At 56.5% G+C, this 21,493-nt stretch carries 17 protein-coding genes; 10 read left to right on the forward strand and 7 right to left on the reverse strand.

All coding sequences use genetic code 11. From position 1 onward, the window contains the following. Nucleotides 1-134 precede the first annotated feature (134 nt). The 3 genes from ACGY09_RS20085 to ACGY09_RS20095 are packed head-to-tail and all read left to right on the forward strand — an operon-like array spanning nucleotide 135 to nucleotide 3,654. On the forward strand, nucleotides 135-650 hold the full coding sequence (locus tag ACGY09_RS20085; protein WP_397569160.1) for a hypothetical protein: 516 nt from the start codon (nucleotides 135-137) through the stop codon (nucleotides 648-650). Nucleotides 651-664: 14 nt separating this feature from the next. Further along, the gene (locus ACGY09_RS20090; RefSeq protein WP_397569161.1) at nucleotides 665-2,020 is read left to right on the forward strand and encodes an HD domain-containing protein; all 1,356 of its coding nucleotides are present in this window, start codon (nucleotides 665-667) and stop codon (nucleotides 2,018-2,020) included. Between the two features lie 5 nt (nucleotides 2,021-2,025). Further along, entirely contained in the window at nucleotides 2,026-3,654 is a 1,629-nt protein-coding gene (locus tag ACGY09_RS20095; RefSeq protein WP_397569162.1) for a type I restriction-modification system subunit M, read from the forward strand. Between the two features lie 271 nt (nucleotides 3,655-3,925). Here the strand turns inward: ACGY09_RS20095 and ACGY09_RS20100 are convergent, their stop codons facing one another. Continuing rightward, a complete protein-coding gene (locus tag ACGY09_RS20100) occupies nucleotides 3,926-6,310 on the reverse strand; it encodes a 2OG-Fe(II) oxygenase (RefSeq protein WP_397569163.1) in 2,385 nt (794 codons plus the stop codon). 440 nt (nucleotides 6,311-6,750) lie between these two features. Here ACGY09_RS20100 and ACGY09_RS20105 point away from each other — a divergent pair, with 440 nt between their 5' ends. Beyond that, complete coding sequence (locus tag ACGY09_RS20105; RefSeq protein WP_397569164.1) at nucleotides 6,751-7,407, forward strand: trimeric intracellular cation channel family protein; 657 nt, start codon at nucleotides 6,751-6,753, stop codon at nucleotides 7,405-7,407. Between the two features lie 351 nt (nucleotides 7,408-7,758). Here ACGY09_RS20105 and ACGY09_RS20110 read toward each other — a convergent pair whose 3' ends face one another. After that, nucleotides 7,759-8,232: a hypothetical protein gene (locus ACGY09_RS20110; RefSeq protein WP_397569165.1), complete on the reverse strand. Its 474-nt coding sequence runs from the start codon at nucleotides 8,230-8,232 to the stop codon at nucleotides 7,759-7,761. 788 nt (nucleotides 8,233-9,020) lie between these two features. Next, a complete protein-coding gene (locus ACGY09_RS20115; protein WP_397569166.1) occupies nucleotides 9,021-9,416 on the reverse strand; it encodes a hypothetical protein in 396 nt (131 codons plus the stop codon). A gap of 73 nt (nucleotides 9,417-9,489) precedes the next feature. Here ACGY09_RS20115 and ACGY09_RS20120 point away from each other — a divergent pair, with 73 nt between their 5' ends. Further along, nucleotides 9,490-9,690, forward strand: a complete 201-nt coding sequence (locus ACGY09_RS20120) for a hypothetical protein (protein ID WP_397569167.1) — start codon at nucleotides 9,490-9,492, stop codon at nucleotides 9,688-9,690. A 40-nt stretch (nucleotides 9,691-9,730) separates the two neighbouring features. Here the strand turns inward: ACGY09_RS20120 and ACGY09_RS20125 are convergent, their stop codons facing one another. Beyond that, entirely contained in the window at nucleotides 9,731-11,137 is a 1,407-nt protein-coding gene (locus ACGY09_RS20125; protein WP_397569168.1) for a sigma-54-dependent transcriptional regulator, read from the reverse strand. Further along, nucleotides 11,130-12,350, reverse strand: coding sequence for an ATP-binding protein (locus ACGY09_RS20130; protein WP_397569169.1), 1,221 nt, complete (start codon nucleotides 12,348-12,350; stop codon nucleotides 11,130-11,132). The genes ACGY09_RS20125 and ACGY09_RS20130 overlap by 8 nt, the downstream gene beginning before the upstream one ends. Before the next feature lie 1,171 nt (nucleotides 12,351-13,521). Here ACGY09_RS20130 and ACGY09_RS20135 point away from each other — a divergent pair. From ACGY09_RS20135 to ACGY09_RS20155, 5 genes are all read left to right on the forward strand, one after another. Continuing rightward, on the forward strand, nucleotides 13,522-14,553 hold the full coding sequence (locus tag ACGY09_RS20135) for a universal stress protein (RefSeq protein ID WP_397569170.1): 1,032 nt from the start codon (nucleotides 13,522-13,524) through the stop codon (nucleotides 14,551-14,553). A 378-nt stretch (nucleotides 14,554-14,931) separates the two neighbouring features. After that, nucleotides 14,932-15,978 (forward strand): TerC family protein, encoded by a 1,047-nt coding sequence (locus ACGY09_RS20140; protein ID WP_397569171.1) that lies wholly within the window; start codon nucleotides 14,932-14,934, stop codon nucleotides 15,976-15,978. A 608-nt stretch (nucleotides 15,979-16,586) separates the two neighbouring features. Then, a complete protein-coding gene (gene rnk, locus ACGY09_RS20145; protein WP_373653181.1) occupies nucleotides 16,587-17,006 on the forward strand; it encodes a nucleoside diphosphate kinase regulator in 420 nt (139 codons plus the stop codon). Nucleotides 17,007-17,306: 300 nt separating this feature from the next. Next, complete coding sequence (locus ACGY09_RS20150) at nucleotides 17,307-17,681, forward strand: HPF/RaiA family ribosome-associated protein (protein ID WP_373653180.1); 375 nt, start codon at nucleotides 17,307-17,309, stop codon at nucleotides 17,679-17,681. A gap of 51 nt (nucleotides 17,682-17,732) precedes the next feature. Beyond that, nucleotides 17,733-18,248, forward strand: a complete 516-nt coding sequence (locus ACGY09_RS20155) for a universal stress protein (protein ID WP_397569172.1) — start codon at nucleotides 17,733-17,735, stop codon at nucleotides 18,246-18,248. 337 nt (nucleotides 18,249-18,585) lie between these two features. Here the strand turns inward: ACGY09_RS20155 and ACGY09_RS20160 are convergent, their stop codons facing one another. Together ACGY09_RS20160 and ACGY09_RS20165 are read right to left on the reverse strand one after the other, a co-directional pair. Continuing rightward, nucleotides 18,586-19,737 carry a tetratricopeptide repeat protein gene (locus ACGY09_RS20160; protein WP_397569173.1) on the reverse strand — a complete coding sequence of 384 codons (1,152 nt, stop codon included), beginning with the start codon at nucleotides 19,735-19,737 and terminating at the stop codon, nucleotides 18,586-18,588. Beyond that, a complete protein-coding gene (locus ACGY09_RS20165; protein WP_397569174.1) occupies nucleotides 19,724-21,460 on the reverse strand; it encodes a CRTAC1 family protein in 1,737 nt (578 codons plus the stop codon). Before ACGY09_RS20165 ends, ACGY09_RS20160 begins: the two co-directional genes overlap by 14 nt. Between the last annotated feature and the right edge of the window lie 33 nt (nucleotides 21,461-21,493).

Below are 21,493 nucleotides of genomic sequence, written 5' to 3' on the forward strand. Positions count from 1 at the left end.
TGCCGAGTCGGAACCGCAATGACAAGGAATCGAGCATCGAGTTAGACTGTTGGACGCACGTCGGTCACGACGATAACATGTCGGATCACGTTGGGACTGACGAATGTTGTGGATGACCGCGAGGAGAAATTGAGATGAACCGGCTGCAACTCGCGACACTGCTCTCCTGGGCAGGTGAGACCGGATTGCAGGGCCGTAAACGGCTGCAAAAAGTCGTTTACTTTCTTCAGGCAGCGGGCTGCCCGCTCGAATGCGTCTACACACTTCACCACTTCGGGCCTTACTCGTGCGACGTCGCCGATGCCTGCGATGAGATTGTGGCCGCCGGTCTGGTGGATGAGACCGGGGGACCTCGTTTCGGGTCGCAGTATGTCTACCAGCTGAAGCCGATCACGCGCCAATTCCTCGAGCAGACGATCGATGAGGGAATGCAGCGGTTTGAACAGCTCGGCAAGGAACTGATCGGAAGCGACCTCTGGCAGCTTGAACTCGGTTCGACCATCCTGTTTTACTTCAGTCAGTCAACGGATCAGGATTGGGATCAGGCCCTGCAACTGGCCTGCCAGTTCAAAGGAGTCGCCCCTGAGTTTCCCGCAAGTCAGAACGCCTTGAAGCTGGCGAAACGATTTCATGCGGTAGATGCGACCTAGCGAGCGGGGACTGCATGTCTGACAAGGTCTTCCGTGACCCGCTCTATAATTACATCGCTTTCGATCGCAATCGCGACGGGTGGCTCGTTGATCTCGCAAACTGTCGTGAGGTCCAGCGGTTGCGTCGTATTCATCAACTGGGTGTGAGCAACTTCACTTACCCAGGTGCAGATCATACGCGATTCGCGCACAGCCTTGGCGTCACCCACCTGATGAAGCTTGTACTCGAACATCTCGAGCGAGTCAGTGACGCCGAACGAATCAGGAAGGCACGGCAGGCGCTGCTGGCGACGGCACTTCTACACGACGTGGGACATGGTCCATTTTCCCATCTGTTCGAGCCCTGTCTTGGTATTAATCACGAGCAATGGTCGATGGCCGTGATCCTCGACCAAGGATCGCAGGTCCACGAGATCCTCAAACGGGAAGATGCCTATCTCCCGAACCACGTTGCCGACCTCATCAATTCCCAGGACACCAAGCATCCGGCGTGGCAACGAGCGCTGATGTCGAGCCAGCTTGATGTCGATCGGCTCGACTATCTCCGTCGCGACAGTCTGTTCACTGGCGCCGGATACGGCCATTTCGACTGGCACCGATTGCTGACCACGATGCAGTTTCATGACGACGAAACGGATCTTGTGTGGCCTGCCAAGTCGGCGATGGCAATCGAGGAATACATCTTCGCCCGGTACTATATGTACCAAAATGTTTACCTGCACAAGACCACACGCGGATTTGAGGTATTGCTGCAGGCAATGTGGAAGCGCGCTGATGAACTCAGGAAGAATGGGATCAACGTCAACGCGAATCCTGTTCTGGAACAGTTCTGGAAATCCGAAGACCCCAATCACGAGACGATGCCGGTTTCTGACTATCTCGCTGTCGAGGAGTTCACAGTGCTGGAACAAATTCAGCGGTGGACTGGGCACAGTGACAAGTCGCTCGCGGACTGCGCCAGGCGATTCCTCAATCGTGATGGGTTAGCGATGGTCGAGCCGCCGCCGCCCGTCAATCCCCTCAAATCGAATGATTTCGGGAAATGGGAGGCAGACCTGCACTTGTTGCTGAAAGCCAAGGATTATGAGGAACCGTCGATGTACTGCCTGGCCGACACGGTGAAAGGGAAGTATCGCCAGCCGTACCGGGAGGAAAAGGATCCTGTAAACCAGTCTGCCGTCAATACGATTCGCGTGCTGGTCGACGAGAGACCTGTGGCGATCGGGGCCTATCTGCCGCGACTCGGAGCGGTGATCACTCCTCAGGAAGATCGCGTCTACTACTACGTACCCAAAGAGATTCGCCAAGAGGCGATTGAGCTCCGTCGGAAGCTGATGTCCTCCAATTCAGACACGGAGTTTGGCAACTAAAGACCATGACCGAAAACGATCAAAAACAACTCGGCAAGATTCTCTGGAACATTGCAGACCAGCTACGAGGGTCAATGAACGCGGATGATTTCCGCGATTACATGCTCGCGTTCCTGTTTCTCCGCTACCTCTCGGACAACTACGAAGCGGCCGCGAAGCGTGAGTTGAGGAAGGACTACCCCGACCCCAGCGCGATCGGCAACGGCGGACGAACTCCGCTCTCCGTCTGGTACGCTGAAAACAAGAAGGACGTTCCCGGGTTCGAAAAACAGATGCGGCGTAAGGCGCACTACGTTATCAAGCCTGAGCATCTCTGGGCGAACGTCGCTCACCTGGCCAAAACGCAAAGCGGCGATCTGTTGAATACTCTGCAGGCGGCGTTTAAGTACATTGAGGAAGATTCCTTCGAGAACGCGTTTCACGGTCTGTTCTCGGAGATCAACCTGGCCTCGGACAAACTCGGACGGGGCTATGAAGCCCGTAACGCCAAGCTCTGCTCGGTCGTCAGTGAGATCGCACGGGGGCTGGCCCTGTTCTCTACCGACACCGACACGCTCGGCGATGCTTACGAGTACCTGCTCGACCAGTTCGCAGCAGGCTCGGGCAAGAAGGCGGGCGAGTTCTATACGCCGCAGCGAATCAGCGACATCCTGTCAGCCATCGTCACACTCGACGGCCATGAACCGACGATGGGCCCTCGAAAGCGGCTGGAGAGTGTCCTGGATTTCGCCTGCGGGTCAGGATCACTTTTGCTCAACGTCCGCCGTCATGTCAGGGAGGCAGGAGGAACAATCGGGAAGATCTATGGCCAGGAATCGAATATCACGACCTACAACCTCGCGCGAATGAACATGCTGCTGCATGGAGTCAAAGATACCGAGTTCGAGATCTATCACGGTGATTCGCTGACTAACGACTGGGACATGCTCCGCGAGACCAACCCGGCGAAAGTGCCGAAGTTCGATGCCGTCGTCGCCAATCCTCCTTTCAGCTATCGCTGGGAACCGAACGAGGTGCTGGGTGAGGACGTCCGGTTCAAGAACTACGGACTGGCACCCAAAAGCGCAGCCGACTTTGCGTTCCTGCTGCATGGCTTCCACTATCTGAGTGAGCAGGGAGTGATGGCGATCATCTTGCCGCACGGTGTCCTGTTCCGAGGGGGCGCGGAAGAGCGCATTCGCACCAAGCTGCTCAAAGACGGGCATATCGACACGGTCATTGGGCTCCCCGCCAACCTGTTTTACTCCACCGGCATCCCCGTCTGCATCCTGGTGCTCAAACGGTGCAAGAAGCCGGACGACGTCTTATTCATCAACGCCAGCGGCCCCGAGAATTTCTCTAAAGGGAAACGCCAGAATGTCATGACGGACGAGCATATCGGCCGGATCATTCGCACCTATAAAGATCGGCCGAAGCAGGTCGAGAAGTACGCGCGCCGGGTCAAGATGAAGGAGATTGAAGCCAACGACTTCAATCTGAATATTTCCCGGTATGTCAGCAACGCCGAGGATGAAGTCCAGATCGACCTGAAACAAACGCACGCCGCACTGGTCGATATTGAACGCGAGATTCAAAAGTCCAAGAACGCCCACAACCAGTTCCTCGTGGAACTCGGATTACCTCCGTTACCCTGACATTCGCGAAGTTCCGTCAGCCAGCAGAATAATGCGAGAGACTCGGCCCCCTGGTAAGGCGAATATCGGAGAGAGTTGTTTGCGAGTGAAAGAGCGATACATTCATCGGAGGCGACGACTCCGAATCGGAGAAAGCACACGATGAACCGGTTCCCGTAGCCCGAAGGGAGGGGCACTTCGGTGCCTTAGGATCGGTGAATCCGATGCTCTCTCGTTGTTGGCGACCCAAAGGCTCGTTTTCTTGACTGTTCGAGCAGGGGGCGTCACAGCTTTACTGCGGCTTTTTTCTGGGCTTCCTGGGTTTGGGCGGGGTGGTGAGTGCTTCCAGTTTTGTGATCAGTTTCAAGTCATTTTCGTATTGCTGGCGCTGGCGTGTGTAGGTTGCGTTTGTTTTGTTGCAGACGAGTGTTTGGGGGGACCCTTTTCGCTCGGTCTCGTGCGTGCAGTCGCAGTGATGGCGTTCGATCTGATTGTGCAGATGCTGGCGGCGGTCTTTTCGGAGGGGGAACCGACCGACCTGTAGCTTCGGGTCTCGTAAGAACTTCGCCAAGGTCTGGCAGACGTCGCAGTGGCAGTCAAAATTCGCGCTGCGCGTCCAGTCTTTGGGTGGTTCTACAGGCTCGGTTGTCGCGGCGCGAAGCTGCACAAGACAGTGTTCACGCAGTCGTGTGAGTGCGGGCTGACCTGCGGGAAACCGGGGCAACCACTTCTGGGCCGATAGAAGGTCGGGAACTAAAACTCGACGAAGATTGTACCGGCGCGGATCAAGGAGAATCCGATCGAGAAATCGCTCCAGTTCGTCAGCCGCTTCCACGGCAGCGCCGATCAGCAGCAGTGGATCGACTAGTCCGATGTAGTCCCTGGCGGGATCGTTCCACGATCCTTCTTCGATCCAGAGATCATCATCCTCATCACCGACGAGTTTGCGTTCGAAACGCTTCACGGCGGACCATAATTCTGTCGCGAGGGACTGGCAGACCTGGAGTCGTTTTTTCGTCGGTTTGGGGGGATCGCAGCAAAGCGGGGCACACACGGCGACAATCCGGGCGATCGTTGTCATGTGATCTTCCGGTTGCTGTTGAACCACAAAACTCAGCAAGGACGGACCGAGTACATCCCAGCCGAATTGGTGGCACAGTCGAGTCAGTGCTTTCCCTTCGGAGCCGTTGAAGCTTTGGGGGAGTACGTCCCGCACAAACCGGACTGCCAGTTCCGCGTCACCGATTCGGTCCAGCAGTTCCAGCATGCGGGTGGCGAGTGAGACCTTGTCGTTGCGTAATTTCCAATCCGGGTTCCATTGCGCAATGATCTGTTTGGCGAACTCACGGAGGGAGGATGACTGGTCCGAAGCAGGGGATGCGGCCATCATCTGTTCGAGTGCCGGAACGGACGACGATGGTCCTCCACTGGCCATGATCTGGAAGAATCGAGAGGGGGGCCAGATCACCACGGCTGCCTGGTGGTACCAGCATTCGACAGTGACACCTTCATTCCCTGTCGCTTCGTGAACTTCCTGGCGGCGGGACCAGTCCTTTTTCTCATCGAAGCCCAGGACTTCTTCTTCCTGGAACTCAATCTTGCCGAAGGGCTGCGGTTCTCCGTCCGGATTCAGCCAATGGGCGAGCGAAAGATCCTCATCGTGCACTTCACCAAGTTCGACATCAGTATCGTCTGCCTCGTCGTTGTCATCATATCTGTATCTTCGTCGTCTTGAGCTGCGGCCCCAATAGCGATCGGTGTCCAGGGAATCATAATCGGCTTCCCCCGATTGCCAGTGCGTCAGGAGGGCCAGATAGCAGGGATAGCCGAGCGACTCGGCGGCCTGTCGCAGCACGTCGAATCGAGTCCGATCCTCTCCTTTCAACTGCCGGGGATCGAGGTTGGCTTCGGTGTATTGATGCCTCAGCGGAATGCAGATCTTCTCCATTGGGTTTGAAGCGTTTTCGAAGAGATTCTCCAACTCTTGTCGCGCCTGCTGGACGAGGGGCTGATTGCGTGGCGCGGAGGGCTGGCGACGACCGCTCAAAGAGAGGTTGTAAACCAGACAGATTCGAAATCCCGATGTCACCGGAGTGACTTCGTGCTGGCAATCGGCGTAGAACGCAGCGAATCGGGTCTGAAATTCGGAGGCTGTTCCACCGAAGTCAATGGTCTCTGTCTGTCCGTCATGTTGCACGATGAGCGATCCTCCCTCATGGAGCGAGGGAAGGCAAACCACCAGCGTCGCGAACATTCGGGCAATCTTCTCGGTGTCGCGGTGGGGCGCGAAAAAACTCCCTTTCTCATACACCAGCAGTTTGTAGAGGTGTGCCGAGATCTTTTGATCTAAGCCAAAGTCACGTCGAATTTGTTCGACTGCGGTTTCGATCTGGGTGGCCCAGTCGGTATTTTTGAGACGGAACTGGGTGGGCTCGAACTGCCAGACGCGGCGAACATCTGTGTCAACGATTGTTTCTTCGCCCCGTCCGTAGGGGGCTTGTTCCGCCTGTTGGATAAGTCGCTTTGCTTCCACAGCGGCTAATGGAAGTCCGACGGAACCAAAACCGTCGACTTCCAGACCCGGAAGTACGGCCGGTAACTGGCCGGATGTTGCGAATCGAGATGACTCCCCAAGCGAATTGAGTATTCGCTCCAGTTCCTTCATTGATGACCGCATGAGAACTCCCTCCCAGGCCTGTCTCTGATGATTTTGAACCCGCTGAAGAACGAGCCGAAATCATGATCTGTGAATTGTGACGGGATTCTACTGAGAGTAAGCCGTCGGGTCATGTGAGGGATGAATGTCTCCGATGGGTGAGCAACCCCTGATTCAGTGCGGGGCGAACAACCGTTTGAAGATCCATTGTCGGAGGTTCTCTCAGAGCGACCCTCGCTGCTGGTGACGCCGTTCAGGGTGGCGAGCACGACGATCTCGCGGCGTGCATGTCGATGAGGGCTGCACGTCGTCAGTGATGATTGAATTGAGCGGACCAGCAGAGACGAGCGTTGCTGCACCGTGTTCGGTCATTGCAGCGGTGGGATTGACGTGTTGGAATGGGAAGGATGCTGTTGCGAAGCGGAGAAGCTTAGTTGGTATCGTGCCGGGTGGGATCTGAGATGGATGAGCCGTTGTTGCAGGGGCGTGGATTGGCTGCTCAGCTTTTGATTGTGTTTGATTTGCTGGGGACGTTTGTATTTGCGCTGAGCGGTGCGGCGGCGGGGGTGAAAAACAGGCTCGACCTGTTTGGACTGATGTTTCTCTCGTTTGCGGCGGGGAACGCGGGGGGGATCGCCCGTGATGTTTTAATCGGCGCGGTTCCTCCGGCTGCCATTCGCGACTGGAAGTATGTGACCGTCTCGGTCGTTGCGGGCCTGGTGATGTTTTTGTGGTCTCCGGGGATTAACCTTCGAAGCTGGCCCGTGCTGGTCTTTGACGCCGCCGGACTGTCACTGTTCGCCGTGACGGGGACTCAAAAGGCACTCTCGTTCGGTCTTCATCCCATGATGGCCGCGCTCATGGGGATGCTGACCGGGATCGGCGGAGGGATGCTGCGTGATCTGCTGGTCCGCGAGACACCCCTCGTTCTTCAGGCCGATATTTATGCCGTTGCGGCACTGGCCGCAGGGCTCCTGGTTGCGACAGGGCATACGTTGCAGTTGCCCTTGAGTGGATTCCTGATCGCGGGAGCGCTCCTCTGCTTCTGGCTGAGGATGATGTCGCTCTACCGGGGATGGCACTTGCCCCGCCCGTTGGCTCATTCGGAGCGAGAATAACTCATACGGAGGCCAAGGGAGGAAGTCAGCGTGAGATGGCGCACAGAGCGAGTCGGAATTGATTTGCTTCTTCCCGCGATCGGATTGCGGCAAGTCTGCCTGCTGATCAGGGCTCAGCGTGGCACTACAGGGGGAGGCGGGCCGCGGTGAGCCGACATTTGATGACCGTCATCAAACCCCGGCCCACCGCTTTCCCCGTCGCACAATCTGCATTGGTCGCAGGATTTCAGCTGAAAATCCCCTCAACCCGAAAAGAAAAGCCATTGACGTCTGTCGCTTAGTGAGCAAAGCGACCACATGAGCAATCCACTTGTTATTACGGGTGCATCGAGCGTATGCCCACCGTCTTTCTTACGGTTCAATGATCGCACTGAAGCCGGATTCGTTGAGAGCCCGGACCAGATCACCCGATTCAAAATCGCCTGTGACGAAAAACCGGGTTACTCCGGGTCTAGCTGTATGACCTGTGACTCCCGGGACACTGCTGATTGCCTCATCGATGGCGTTGCAGCAGGGGGGACAGCAGTTATGGATGCCTGAGATCTGAGCGCGCGTCAGCCGTGCGGACGTCGTCGGGGCCAAGGGCTGTACCTGAAGATCGTCATTGTCGGACGTGCCGTAGAATCCTGCTGCGGCGAAGGCCGCGAGGGCCTTGCGGGCAGCGGCCTCGTCGCTGGCGGTGAGCGTCACCGTTCCGTTGCGCAGGTCGCAGCGCGAGTAGACTCCCTGCACCCGGATCATGGCCGCATCCACGGCGCTGGCGCAGCGATGACTGCGGGGGTGAACACCAGATAGTTCCACCTTGATTGCAGTTCCTGTGGTCATGTTCCTCTCCTCAGCAAATCAGTTTCGCTCAGAGCGATTCGACTGAAAGTCATCTGGTGATGGCTTTCAGTCAGGCATTCGGCGGTGGTGAAGCTCCATCGACAGCCGTGCTTGTTCGATCCCGTGATCGCCTTAGATCACCGTCGTACCGTGCAGATCACAAACACAGCGAACTCCTGGTAGCAAGAGGGAGGAATGCACGATGCGTACCGATCATGAAGATTGCTTAAAGCCCCGACATTTACAGCTGTCTCAGAGCGTTTGAAACGCGGGAACTGCGAATATTGTTGGAAAGAGGACAGTCATAACGGCTTCGACGTGTCGCCATGTGGTGACAGTGTCTCCCTGATGTTCATCTGACCCCATAATTCCCCGGACCACTGGCCAGGGTGGTGTGATGGCCGTGCGAGGTCTTGTGCGGGCCGACACTGGAAGGGTTGTTGCTTCTACGCGGTTAGGTATTGCGGAAGCTGAGCTCTGTGCCACAGGTAAGGAATACGGTGTCGAGCGTCGTTCCCCCTCCTGGATACGGTCAAATGGTCGCGATGATTTCTTCGGACACGTCCTGACCGCATGCGAGAGAATCTGTGCTGCGAAGAGGCACCGATGTTCAAACCAGGCCATTTCAAGCGGGGTACTTCTATGAGCCCCAATTGGAGTTGGCCTTCCTGCACCGAGCAGGGCCACAGCGGATCACGAAGCAGACGAGCGATCAGCGAGCGCATGCGCAGGCATCTCAGGACGTGTGATGCGTGATCCGTGGAACGAGTCGGAGCGACCCCACTGTTTCAGAGGCTTTCGACGCTGCCAATGACATCCATCATCGCGGCGGGCATGGCGGCAGTCATCGTCATCGATATGCGACGGTGCGGGCGGGGAGTGGGCAGTGGTCGATCCTGTTTTTCGTACTCGGGATGGACGATCTCGAGATCGACAACACTTTCACCCACGGACAGCAGGAGTCGAGTTTTGGGGAACAGGTGCCGCCGGTTGCCGAACTCTCGTGTTGCACAGACAGCCAGTTGAATCGCGTAGTAGTTACGGGCACGGCCCCACACGATGACACTTCCATCGCTCGCCAGATCAAGCACGATGTCGCGTATCAGTCCATGGGTCCCGATCTTCAGTGCCAAGTTGAACGCGTTCAGCGAATGATTTCGCTCACTCCACTCGTTGCATTCCATTTGCATGTCCATCTGGGAATGTGATTGCTCGTCGCCGCGGATGTATTGTGCAAATAAGATACCGAGATCTTGAATGAATTTTCCAAAATTCCATTTGAGCGGAATGGGAGGATTGGACGGTCGGCTGCGCAGTGGAATCGGGGTAGATGTCGATTGGCGAACCGAGGAAGTCGGTGCGGAGACCTGCGACAACTTCAAAGCCATCTCGCTTCATCAAAGAGGCACGTCGCGAGTCGTTCCTCAACCGCACATTACTGCGATCACGGCACAGTAGAAACGCGTGAACGGAACTCACCCGCCTACGACGATTTCTCCTACTGTTGTCGGAAATCGGCCGCATCGAGGCGATGTCGACTGAGCAGCCGATGCATCCCCTGCCGGGAAAGTCCTGCCTGGCGAGCCGCCTGAGAGATGTTCCCTTCATGCTTTTTAAGTAAGGCGGTCAGGTAATCGCGGTCGGCATTGTCGAGTGCTTCTTCGCGGGAAATTTCGGCGATATCCGACACTTGTCGGGATGCGGAATTTGTGGTTGCTGTGCGGAGGGGTTTGGGGAGGTCTGCCAGTTCGATTTTGTCTGTGCGCGATAATGTGACAGCCCGCTCGATGACGTTTCTCAGTTCGCGAATGTTTCCCGGCCATTCATAGCGGCGAAAACATTCCTGTACTTCGTCGGTGTAGCCGGTGACCCGCCGATTGTCGGGTTGAAGCTGCGTCAGGAAGGCATCGGCCAACAGCAGAACATCATCGCCCCGCTTGCGCAGCGGGGGGAGTTCGATATGAATGACGCCGAGACGGTAAAACAGATCCTGTCGAAATCGACCGGCTTCGACTTCGTCTTCCAGATTTCTGTTTGTTGCGCAGATGTACCGCGTATCGACCTTCCGCAGTTCACTCATGCCGACGGGGGTAAACGCCTGCTCCTGCACAGCTCGCAACAGCTTTGCCTGTGAGGCCAGGGGAAGTTCTCCCAATTCGTCGAAGAAGGCGGTCCCCCGGTGACTGCGACTGAGCAGGCCTTCCTGATCCTTAACCGCACCTGTGAACGAACCCCGGGCGTGACCGAACAGCACCGACTCAAAGAGGGATTCGGGAATTGCCGTGCAGTCGATGACCTGAAAGTGAAAGCTCCGGCGGCGGCTGTTCTGGTGAATCGCTTTCGCAATTACTTCTTTGCCGGTGCCGCTTTCCCCGGTGATGACGACGTTCGTATCCGTTTTCGCGACACGATCGACGATTTCCAGCAGTTCCTGCATTGCAGGGCTCTGGCCGATAATCTGTGGAAACCGGGCTGTCGGGATCTCGTCTTCTGCCACGGCGGGTTCGCTCAAGACCGGGGGGGCCGTTGCATGACTCAGGGCACGGTTCACACTGGCCAGTAGCTCTTCAAACTTCACTGGTTTGAGTAAGTAGTCCACGATCCCCAGACGGACACTTTCGATTGCGGTGGGAAGGGATGGGACCCCGGTGATGACGATCAGCGGGATATGCGGCCACTGCGCACGACCACGCCGCAGCAATTCCAGTTTGAAATTGCCGGGCATGTTGAGGTCAGACAGGATAAGGTCAAACGATCCGGTTTCGAGTTTGGCGAGTGCTGCGTCGGCATCCGGTACGCATTCGCATTCAAACCCGGCTTTGCGGAGCAACTGCCCGGTTGTCCGCAGGTAGAGCGGTTCGTCGTCGGCAATCAGAATTCGCTTGGGGGATGATGGTTCATTCATGGCTGGAGATCCGGCGAGGGAGTGTAACTTGGAATGTCGTACCGCCAGGGCCTGATCGCTCGACGGCAATGCTCCCACCCATGGCCTCAACGAGGCTGCGAGAGACAGACAGACCCAGTCCCATTCCCTGACGAGTTCCGGTTTTTGTGCTGAAGAATGGCTCAAAGATACGCGTGGTCGCTTCCTTTGAAATCCCTTCTCCCTGATCGGTTACAGTGATGGTCACGTTTTGATCCGTCGAAAAAACGTCCAGCACAACTTCACCCTGTGACGGAGAAGCCTGAATCGCGTTGCGGACGATATTTAACAGAATCTGTCGCAACTCGCTTTCCCGCAGGACCACGTCTGTCGTACTCGAATCGACACTGGGGTCGGCGCTGGCGTCTTTTGGGGGCGGGCGAAGAACGACGCGGACATTGGCTTCGGAAGCGAGGGGTTGCAACAGCAGAAGCACATTCTCGATGGCGCGAATCAAATCAAATCGGGTGGGGGACTGCTGACTGGGGCGATACAGCTGATACATCTGGTGCGTGATGGAGCTGATCCGTTCGATCTCACTGTCGATCAGTTCGAGCAACTCATAGTTTTCGTCATCCCCCGAGAGGTTCCCCTTGAAGAGTGCGAATGCGTTGCGGATTCCGGCCAGGGGATTGTTGATTTCGTGAGCGATCCCCGCGGCCATCTGTCCCAGCGCGGCGAGCTTTTCCATTTTGCGCCGATGCTGTTCCAGTTGCGCAATCTTGATCGTCCGTTCCTGCACGAGCTGTTCGAGGTGCTGATTGTGCAGTCGCAGTTCTTCCCGCAGATAGTGTCGTTCTGTGATATCCCGCACACTGGCACGATGCCCCAGATGCCTGTGGGAATCGTCGTACATCGGCTGCCAGGAGACCGCCGCCCAGCGCCGGGATCCATCGCGATGAATCAATTGGAACTCGACATCGTTTCGGCTTCCTTCGGTGGTCGCATCATTCAGCATCTCGATGATCTTGTGCCGATCTTCTTCGGCCACCATCGACAAGGGGTAATCAGGCATCTGCAGGCATTCGTCAGGGTGGTAACCCGTAATTCGTTCGACGGCTGCGTTCACCCAAAGCAGCTTTCCTTCGGGGGAAAGCCAGCTTTCCCAGTCGTAGGTGTAGTCGGCGATGGCTCGGAAAACGTAGTTATCAATGGGTCGCACTATGGATTGTCCGAATCGTGTTTTGTTGGACATGCTGCATACTCTCGCCATGCGGAAATTGCACGCTTCAAATCAGAATCGTCACGGCGGACGGCCTGTATGTCCTGATGCGGCCAGAACTGCGCGGATTTACCGACTTTCAATCGTTGTCATGCAGGTCTGTTTTAAGATCGGTTTTCCGGATCTTGTCATGATACCGATCTCACGGGCCAGGATGAAGGGGGCAGGCTCGACCTCCGCTTCTGCAATGCCCGTGTGGTCAACGAGCTGACCCCCACTCTTGGTGTGTACCGATCTATCCCGCGTCCCAGGGGCGAGAGATCACCGCGCAGCGCGATCGAGACGCTGTGCGAATTCGCTCGAGGGATCCCTCGTTTCGGAATGTCTCTCTCTGCCGAGGAAGATGTGGGGGGAAGTCGTTGACTGGAAACGGAGCAATCAAAAATGGAAGAGCGAAGCTCTGCTGAGACGACGAAGCTGGTATCCGCATCGACTTGCCGACTCAGCAGCCGCTTCGCTCTTCCGATGCCTTGCCCGGGCAACCGGATTGTGAATGCTTTGTTAATGACCACAGAACATTACGAAGACAAAGCAACTGGGATGCCGCTTGCGACCGTCTCGTTCGGTATCAGCACGAGAAGGGTTTTCTCTTTTTCGGCGACTGCTGCTCTTGTGCAACTAGGAATGCTGGGCCTGAATTTTCAGCGTCTTGAGCCTCTTGAACATTCGCGTCCGCCGAGATGTCCGAAACCGGATTTGTCTGTCCTTTGTTGATGACACCGTCGCCGGAGGTGGACAGTAGAGCTTGGTCGATTACGGGATTCGCTGTGATGCCGCCGTGATGCGCTGAGAGAAGAAGAGGCTCTTGATCGGTGCAGGGTGGGGCAAGAGACCCAGGCCCAGTGATGGGAAAGGACGGGTAGTTGACGCATTCACAGAGTGGAGCAGCCAACGGAGGCGCACGTCCTGCAGTTAGAAGCACACAACGGCTTCAAGGGTTACGTGCTGGTGGATGGGGCTTGTCACAGAGTGATGGTCCAGCGGCAGGTAAGGCCCTGTCTGGAAGAAGGAAGGTGCTTATCTGACGAGGGCCTTGTAGTCCCTCCTGTTGAACAAAGTCCTTTTGGCCGAGGTGGCACACAAATAGCTATCAGTTCTCTTTGATTTCGTCCGAGACTTCCGTCAGCGAAACGAGGAGTGTGACATGAAACGCGACGACCAGTTTTCAAGCAGGATCGCGGCCTCGACCAGTCTTTCTGACCGCCTTCATCTTTGGCCGACCGACGGAGGGAAATCCGATGCGCGGCTCTGGCAGGCGGAGCCCGAACGACGGAGTTCCGAGACGATTCAAACCGTTGTTGTTCCGCTTGACGGCTCAACCCCCGCAGAACATGCATTGCCCCCTGCGCTGGCAATTGTCCGTCGAACGGGGGCTTCGCTGAGGCTAATACACGCCTACACCGAGCCGTTCGCCGCGCTCGAGCCGTGGCAGCATTCGTCCGCTTATGAACGGACGCAGGTGGAACACCAGGACTATCTCGAACGGATTGCCCGGCAGATTACTCGCAGGGAAGACGTGGATGTTGAAATCGTGCTGGTCGATAGTCCCGACACGATCGATGCCTTGATGACGGGGGTGCCCGATTCCAGTCTGGTCGTGATCGGTTCACGTCGTCGACGATTCGCTTCTCGGCTCTGGTGGCAGAACCGGGTGGATCAACTGCGTCAGCGGCTGTCTGTTCCGCTGCTGGTCACCAAAGGGGATTCCGTACCGGTCGAATTGACTGCGGGACCTGAAGTGAAGCGAATTCTGCTGCCTCTGGACGGCTCGGTTGCGGACAGAACGGTGCTGGACTGTGCTCGTTTCGCCGCGCAGACGCATGGCGGAACGATCACGCTCTTGAACGTCCAGAACGAAGAATGGACAGCCGGTCTGTTTCCTCATTCAAGTCCCCGAGAGTACCTCTCCTGGACGATCGAACGATTGAAACAGAATGGGATTCATGCGGAGGCCTATGTCCTCACCAGTGCGGAAGATCCTCGATTGGCGATTCAGCACTACGCCGAGTCGCACGAGACGGATCTGATCGCGATTCCGACTCACGCAGACCGAGGACTTTCACGGATGATGCGTTCGAGTGTCGCAGATTCTCTGCTGCGTCACTCGAAGATACCGATCCTCCTGCAGAGTATTCCCGGCCGAGCGAAGCGGCCGGAGTTGACGAAAGTGACGTGAGAGTCGTGACGGGTCCCACCCGTCGAAATGACGGGCCCCGAAATGGTTGCTTTTGCGACTCAAGCGACGTTCGGTAGAGGTCCTTTCGGACCGGACTGAGAATTTCGACGGGTGGGACGTGGGTGGGACTTCAAACAGGCGGGGCAGGGCTGTCATCCGGCAGCTTTGTCCCGCCTGTTTTGTGAAAGGGGGGAAGGGAAGCCGAGATGCAGATCGATCCTTGCGGTAACCCGCGGGCGTGGTATTTTCACTATCTTGCAGAGAAGTGAAGAGCGAGAGCCATTTACCACTGCTGATATCGTGGTCAGGCCGATAGAGATGCTCAAACTGTGATGACGCGACGTGTCGATTTGATTGGGCAGAGGCAAGGGGTTTCGCATGATCTGGCTGTGGATTGGCTTTGTGGTCTTCGTCCTGGCGATGTTGGCCCTTGATCTTGGTGTATTCCACCGTCACGCCCATGTAGTCTCCATCAGGGAAGCCCTGGCTTGGACGGCGGTGTGGGTGACTCTGGGGCTCACCTTTGCGGTCTTCGTCTACTTTGCCTACGAAGGTCACTGGTTTGGTCTGGGGACCCAGATCGATGTCGCAGATGGTCAACTGAACGATGGCGCTACCGCCGTTGAAAAGTACATCACGGGGTACATTGTCGAAAAATCGCTGAGCATCGACAACGTGTTTGTGATCGCGATGATCTTCGGCTTCTTTGCCATTCCCATAATTTACCAGCATCGGGTTCTGTTCTGGGGCATCATTGGAGCGCTGGTAATGCGCGGGGCGATGATCGCCGTCGGAAATCTGCTGATTTCACGATTCCACTGGGTGCTGTATGTCTTTGGCGCCCTGCTGATCTTCACTGGGATCAAGATGCTGGTCTTTGCTTCCAATCATGAAGCCTCCAGCTTCGGGTGGATCATTCGTCTGACGCGACGGTTCTTTCCTGTCGCCAACGAGATTCATGGCGAGCATTTTTTTGTGCGAGCGGGAGTGGAAGCCAAGGGGGAGTACGCCGAGAGTCTGCGACCGGGCACTCTGATGCTGACTCCTTTAGCCCTGGCGCTGATCCTGATCGAATCGACGGATGTGATTTTTGCCGTCGATTCGATCCCGGCGATCTTTGCCATTACGGCGGATCCCTTCCTGGTGTTCACCAGTAACGTGTTCGCCATCCTGGGACTTCGCTCGCTGTATTTCGCTCTCGCCGGGATGATCGACACGTTCCGGTACCTGAAGGTATCGCTGGCGGTCATTCTGCTGATCGTCGGGCTGAAGATGTTCTTCACCGAATGGCTGAAAAAGACATTGGGGTCGCACTTCAACTTCTATCTGCTGGCTGTGATCATCGGGATCCTCGTCGCGGGGATCCTGGCATCGATGATCATTAAGCGACCTTCCGAGACGCACGAGTCTTCTGAGGAGGCGTAAGTCGGTTCCGTCACCTTGCTGTGTGATCACCGAACACCCTCCGGGGGGACCACAACGTTCGGGGAACGGGCGCCCCTCTGCTCGTCCCCCGCCCCGTGATATGTCCTGACCAAAATGGTCGCAGGGGCAGGTGAAATCCGTTGCGGGGCGAACACCCCCGGAGTTTCAGGCCGGTCCTCACCGTCATGGAGCCATTCAGTCTCCTACGGGAAAGCCGTCGAATGAGGCCGATGTTGCTCGGTTGAACCTCGACGATGTCAACTCAGGTTTCGGCCGTCACCGGGAGTTGACGGTGAGGGCCGGATTCTCGTGCGCCACGCCCCGAATCGTCGCCGCGGTCCCCCTTTTATTTGCCAGTTTTTCGTGTTTGAGCGCATTGGTCTGGGAGTTGCTTACTCTCCCCTCAGCGTTCGCTGTTTGACGAAGTCACGATTCCTGAGTTGACGAGCAGCGATGTCGCGGCCACTGCGCAGGCGTGGTTACACGACAGGGTTCTCATTCGACGTAACGAATTGAGCGAATCGATCGCAGGTGATTTCTCTGCCGCAAACTTTCGCGTTCAGTCAGGAGCGGTACGTTAAACAAGGTTAAGGAACGAGGAGCGACACATGGCTGGCAAACGACAAATCATCATTACCAAGTCGGATCACGACGATCTCGAAAGCCTGTTCTTCAGTGAACTGGCAATGGCATTCGGTGATAAGCCCTATCTCCAGTCGTTGCGGCAGGAGATGAATCGCGCGATCGTCATGAACCCTGACGAGATTCCTCCCGATGTCGTGACGATGAATTCGACCGTCAAAATCCGTGACGTTCATACCCAGGAAGTAAGCACTTATACGCTTGTTTTTCCTAAAGATGCGGACATCGCGTCAGATAAACTGTCAGTACTTGCCCCGATCGGAACAGCCATCCTTGGCTATCGCGAAGGGGATCTCGTGCAGTGGCAGGTTCCGAGTGGGCTCGTGCGGTTTCGGATTGAAGAGGTCGTCTTCCAACCCGAGCGTAACCGTGTCTGTGTCACGTAGCCGCTTCGCGGACACTGCCGTCTGAACTAACGGATACGTCCCCTTTGAAAGCAGCATCAGAAACAGCGCCACCTGAATTCTCAGGTTGGCCTCTGGGATCCTCGACGCCAGCGCTCGGCGTCGACCTCACCCCTGGAAAGTTTCAGGGGTGAGGTGAAAATTGGTTTTGTTCTTTCTCGAATCGAACTCTTGTGGATGTCAACGCGCAAGGCAACAGGAACATCGGATCGGTCTTGCGGATATTCGAAAGCTTTCGTTGTGGTGAACCTGGATTGTGAACCAGTACAAGGAGAACCCGTGATGAAGATCAATATCAACGCGTCGTCAGTCCCTCAGCCTCACCGGTATGCGAATGCCGTCGTCGAGCAGATGACGCGAGCTCTCAGTCATGCATCGAAGCGAATCACGAGTGTCGATGTCACGCTGAGTGACGAAAATGGTCCCCGCGGCGGGGTCGACAAACAGTGTCGTGTCCGCATCTCGCTTCCGCCATTCGGTCATCTGACGGCGTCTGCCACATCCGAGAATCCGTGGGCCGCTGTTGCTCAAGCCGCCGAACGTGCGCGGCGTGTGGTCCTCCACAAACTGCAGCGCCCCAAGTCGCTCCTGAAACGAAGCCGCAAGAACAGGGCGAAGTCACTCGGATCGATCGCGCGATTCGAGTCCGGGTCGTAAGGTGATCCCGGTCCTCAGTCGAAGAATCTCATCTTTAGAAGAGGAATTACCGTGACTACGTGTATGCCACCTCCTTCTCCCGCGAACGGGTCTCTCTCCACGGATGCTGCGGGTCGTCACACCCCGCGATCGCAGCGAATTCTGCTGGCAATCGAGGGGACGTCCCCTAGTCATGCGTTTTTGACGCAATTGAGGCAGCGCGATTGGCCCGAAGATGCGGAGGTGCGACTCATCACCGTGCTTTCGCCGATTGAGGCGAATGCTCTGGCGGGACCGTCACAGCTCATCCTGGGAGAACTGATGAATGTCCAACGCACCGAGGCAAGACGCCAGCTCGAAGAGGCTGCGGAGCGATTGAAGGGAGCTGCGCCGCAGCTGTCGACGAAGTTCATCGTACGGACAGGTGATCCCGCGGAGGTGATTCTTGATGAGGCCCGTCGATATGGTGCTGATCAGATCATCGTGGGGTCAAAACGCCGGGCACGCATGCTTCGGTGGTGGGGGGATTCCACGGCGGCGCAGGTCTCAAGGCACGCGGGTTGTCCCGTCGAGATCGTGTCGCAATAGCGGGGTTGTCCAACTCGGTTGCTCACAGGCTGTCTCTGCGCAAGCTGTCTCAGTGCAAAAAGAGTCGCGCAGTCAGGAGCAACCGAGTTGGTCTGTGCCGTGATGGCCCCCTGACATTCCCCTCCATGGAATCCGCGGCACTGACGTTCGGACTCCTCCCATCGTGTCCTGCATCTCCCGCGTATCAAACCGCGATTCACCGCGATCGAATGGTTCCGTCAGCTCTCCTGATGAATTCGTGGGCGTGCTGAGGGAGAGCATTCTTCCATCGTCGCGACCCCCTCTCCAACCTCAACCTAACTCAAAGAACAAGGCCCTCATTCCACAGTACCGGTGGCTAACGCGTCTCGGCTTTGAGTTGTTCAAGTTCTTTACGCAACTGTGGGTGATCTGGGGTCTGCGCGAGTTCTCGCTGAATCGCTTTGATCCTCAACTGGCGCTGGTGAACTTGCAGGTACCTCTGATGGTACTTGTCTGCCAGCACTCCATCGTCTCGTGTCGGGTCTTGCTTCCCCCACCGTCGATTGGCCTCTGCGAGTTTGAATAAGGCAATTTCGTCGTGGGGAGTCAGCTCGATAACTCGTTTGAGGTCCCGGACCGCTTCATCAAATTTTCCGAGTTCCAGCTGAAGGACACCGCGTAACCGAATGGCTTCTGGCACCTCACCAATCCGTTGCAGAGCCGGCTCCAGCGAGGCTAAGGCGAGTTCGCTTTGTCCTTCCAGGTGATAAAGGCGCGCAGTCGCGATTTCGATTCGCGGACCCGTTTCCCCCGCTGCGATGAGCGCGTTCAACTGATCTCTTGCCCCGGGGGCATCTCCGACGTGAATCAACTGTTCCAGTAAACGGGAACGAATTTTGATTTCGTCCAGACGACTCAATTCGTGGTCCAGCGCCTCTTGATACACGGCGATGGCCGCAGCGTTCTGTTCCAATAACTCGTGGATCTGAGCCAGCAACAGCCAGTAATTTGTCTGATGAGGGGCTGCTTTGGTCAGCAGGAGCGTCGCATCAATCAGCCCACGATGATCTCCGGTTCCCTGAAAGTAGGCACAGCGAAGACGCAGGTAATCTTCATTTTGACCCTGCGTTTCCTGCAGAGCGTCCAGTATCGGTTTTGCGGAAGCCCATTGCTGTGCTTCCAGGCAGACGCGTGCCACCTTCATGAGGTCAGATGTAGGGAGTTTCTGCTGAGACAGCTTGGCGATCCCCGATTCGACCGCACTCCAGTCTTTCAGCCGAGCGGACACGAGGCACAGTTCCAATTCGGCTGCCGGATCGTCGTCGTTAGCCAAGCGGATGGCTTGTTGTAATAACCGCTGCTTGTCATGGAGTTCTTTTGACTGCAGGGCCTGTTGATACAGACTTTCCGGGCTTGGTCGCAGGCTCCACAACAGTCCACAAACGACAATGCTACCTGCGAGTAGTGCCAGCAGGAGGGCTATGTTCAATTGACGGGGCTGGGCCGTCGGTTCGCTATGGGGCCGCATCGGACTCGCTTTGTCCTTGAATGAGATGAGAGGTGCGACCTGTGGGAACCGCGCGGAAGATTTCTGTCATTCCGTCCGTCCAGCAAACCTTCACGTCGAAAGGGGCGTCCGTCACGGCCATCACCACGCGTCGATCGAAATGAGACAGGTATCCTGCACCACTCCGGACGAACGCGATTCGTTCGTCCCCTTCCTGTCTGACGGTAACGGTGGTACCGATCGCATCCCGGTCAACGCGAGTTCCGATGATGTCCAGACTGACGAATCGCTGATGAGGGAATCGGTTGCGAAGGACTGATACGGGCTCATTCTGATGCACGACAACCACATCGATTCCTCCGTCATTGTCAAAGTCCCCGACCGTCGCACCTCGACCGGGATGATTCTCACGGAAATATGTTCCAGCGGAGCGAGAAACCTCTTTGAATCGACCATCTGCTGTGTTCTGGAAAAGCTGGGGCTTCTGGCGGTACGGGAGCTGACCTCCCCCGTAAAAAACGTGTCCGTTGATCACCAGCAGATCGAGTCGGCCATCACCATTGAAATCTTCCAGTGCAGTTCCGAAGCCAACCTGAAGACGCGACCGTCCGGCAAGCCCCGCCGTGTTCGTGGTTTGCAAAAAGATGTCATCGCCCAGGTTTCGATAAAGTGCGTTATCTTCGAGTTCGAAGTTCGTGACCCACAGATCGCAACGTCCATCCTGATCGTAGTCACCCGCTTCAACACCCATACTCCCTTCGTGCGTCCCATACTGATTGACGGCGACGCCGACCGCGTGTCCCATTTCTTGTAAAGTGCCGTCAGAACGACCCAGATAAAGAAAGTTGTCTGTCTCGTCGTTCGCGACGTAGAAGTCGACGAATCCATCGCGGTTAATGTCTGCCGCCACGACGGCTAAACCGTTGCCACCCGGTTTGACTTGTATGCTCTCTGTGACGTCTTCGAACGAGCCGTCACCGAGATTGCGATATACTCGGTCATCTGCGGCAGGAAAGCGGTTGGGGCCACAGACTTCTCGTTGTTTCAAGGGATTCCAGCATTTCTGGTCGGACGCAGGAGACCATTGCAGATAACTGGCGAGGTAGAGATCGGGCAATCCGTCACGATTGATGTCTCCCCATGCGGCTGCGGTCCACCAGCCCGTCTGGTTGACGCCACTTCCGGCTGTCATGTCAATAAACGTCCCGTCGCCAAGGTTTTTGAAGAGTCGACAGCGACCGTAAGCTGTGACGATGAAGTCCGGAAAACCGTCGCAGTCGAAATCCGCCGCGAAGCAGCCATGCGAATAGTCTCCCCCACTCAACACGCGGGCCTGGGCAGAGACTTCGTCAAAATGAAATTCGCTGACGTTACGGAACAAGGCGGAGGGCAAACCGGCAATGGTTGCGTTGGAATCGATGGTGCCGCCGCCGGTGAAAAAAATGTCCGTGAAATCGTCCCGGTCAAAGTCAAAGGCTGCCGCGCCCCCTCCGAGACTCTCAAGGATGAAGAGGTGACCTCCTTCTTCGCCATTGCGATAGGTAAAGCTTATCCGACTTGCGGCTGTGACATCTTCAAACCAGTCAGACTGCTCTGTTTCGGGCGGGGAAGGATTGACGGTTTCAGGAGCGACCAGGCGCGAGCTCGATTGAAACGAACGGGCAAGGCCGGTTGGCCGGTGGGGCTGAGGAGAAGAGATTATTTCGCCAGGGGGAATTTCCGAAGGATCGTGGCGACAGCCCAATACGCCACCTAAAACCTCCAAGAGCAGGAGGCA

The organism is Schlesneria sphaerica, from assembly GCF_044336245.1.
Lineage (GTDB): Bacteria > Planctomycetota > Planctomycetia > Planctomycetales > Planctomycetaceae > Schlesneria > Schlesneria sphaerica.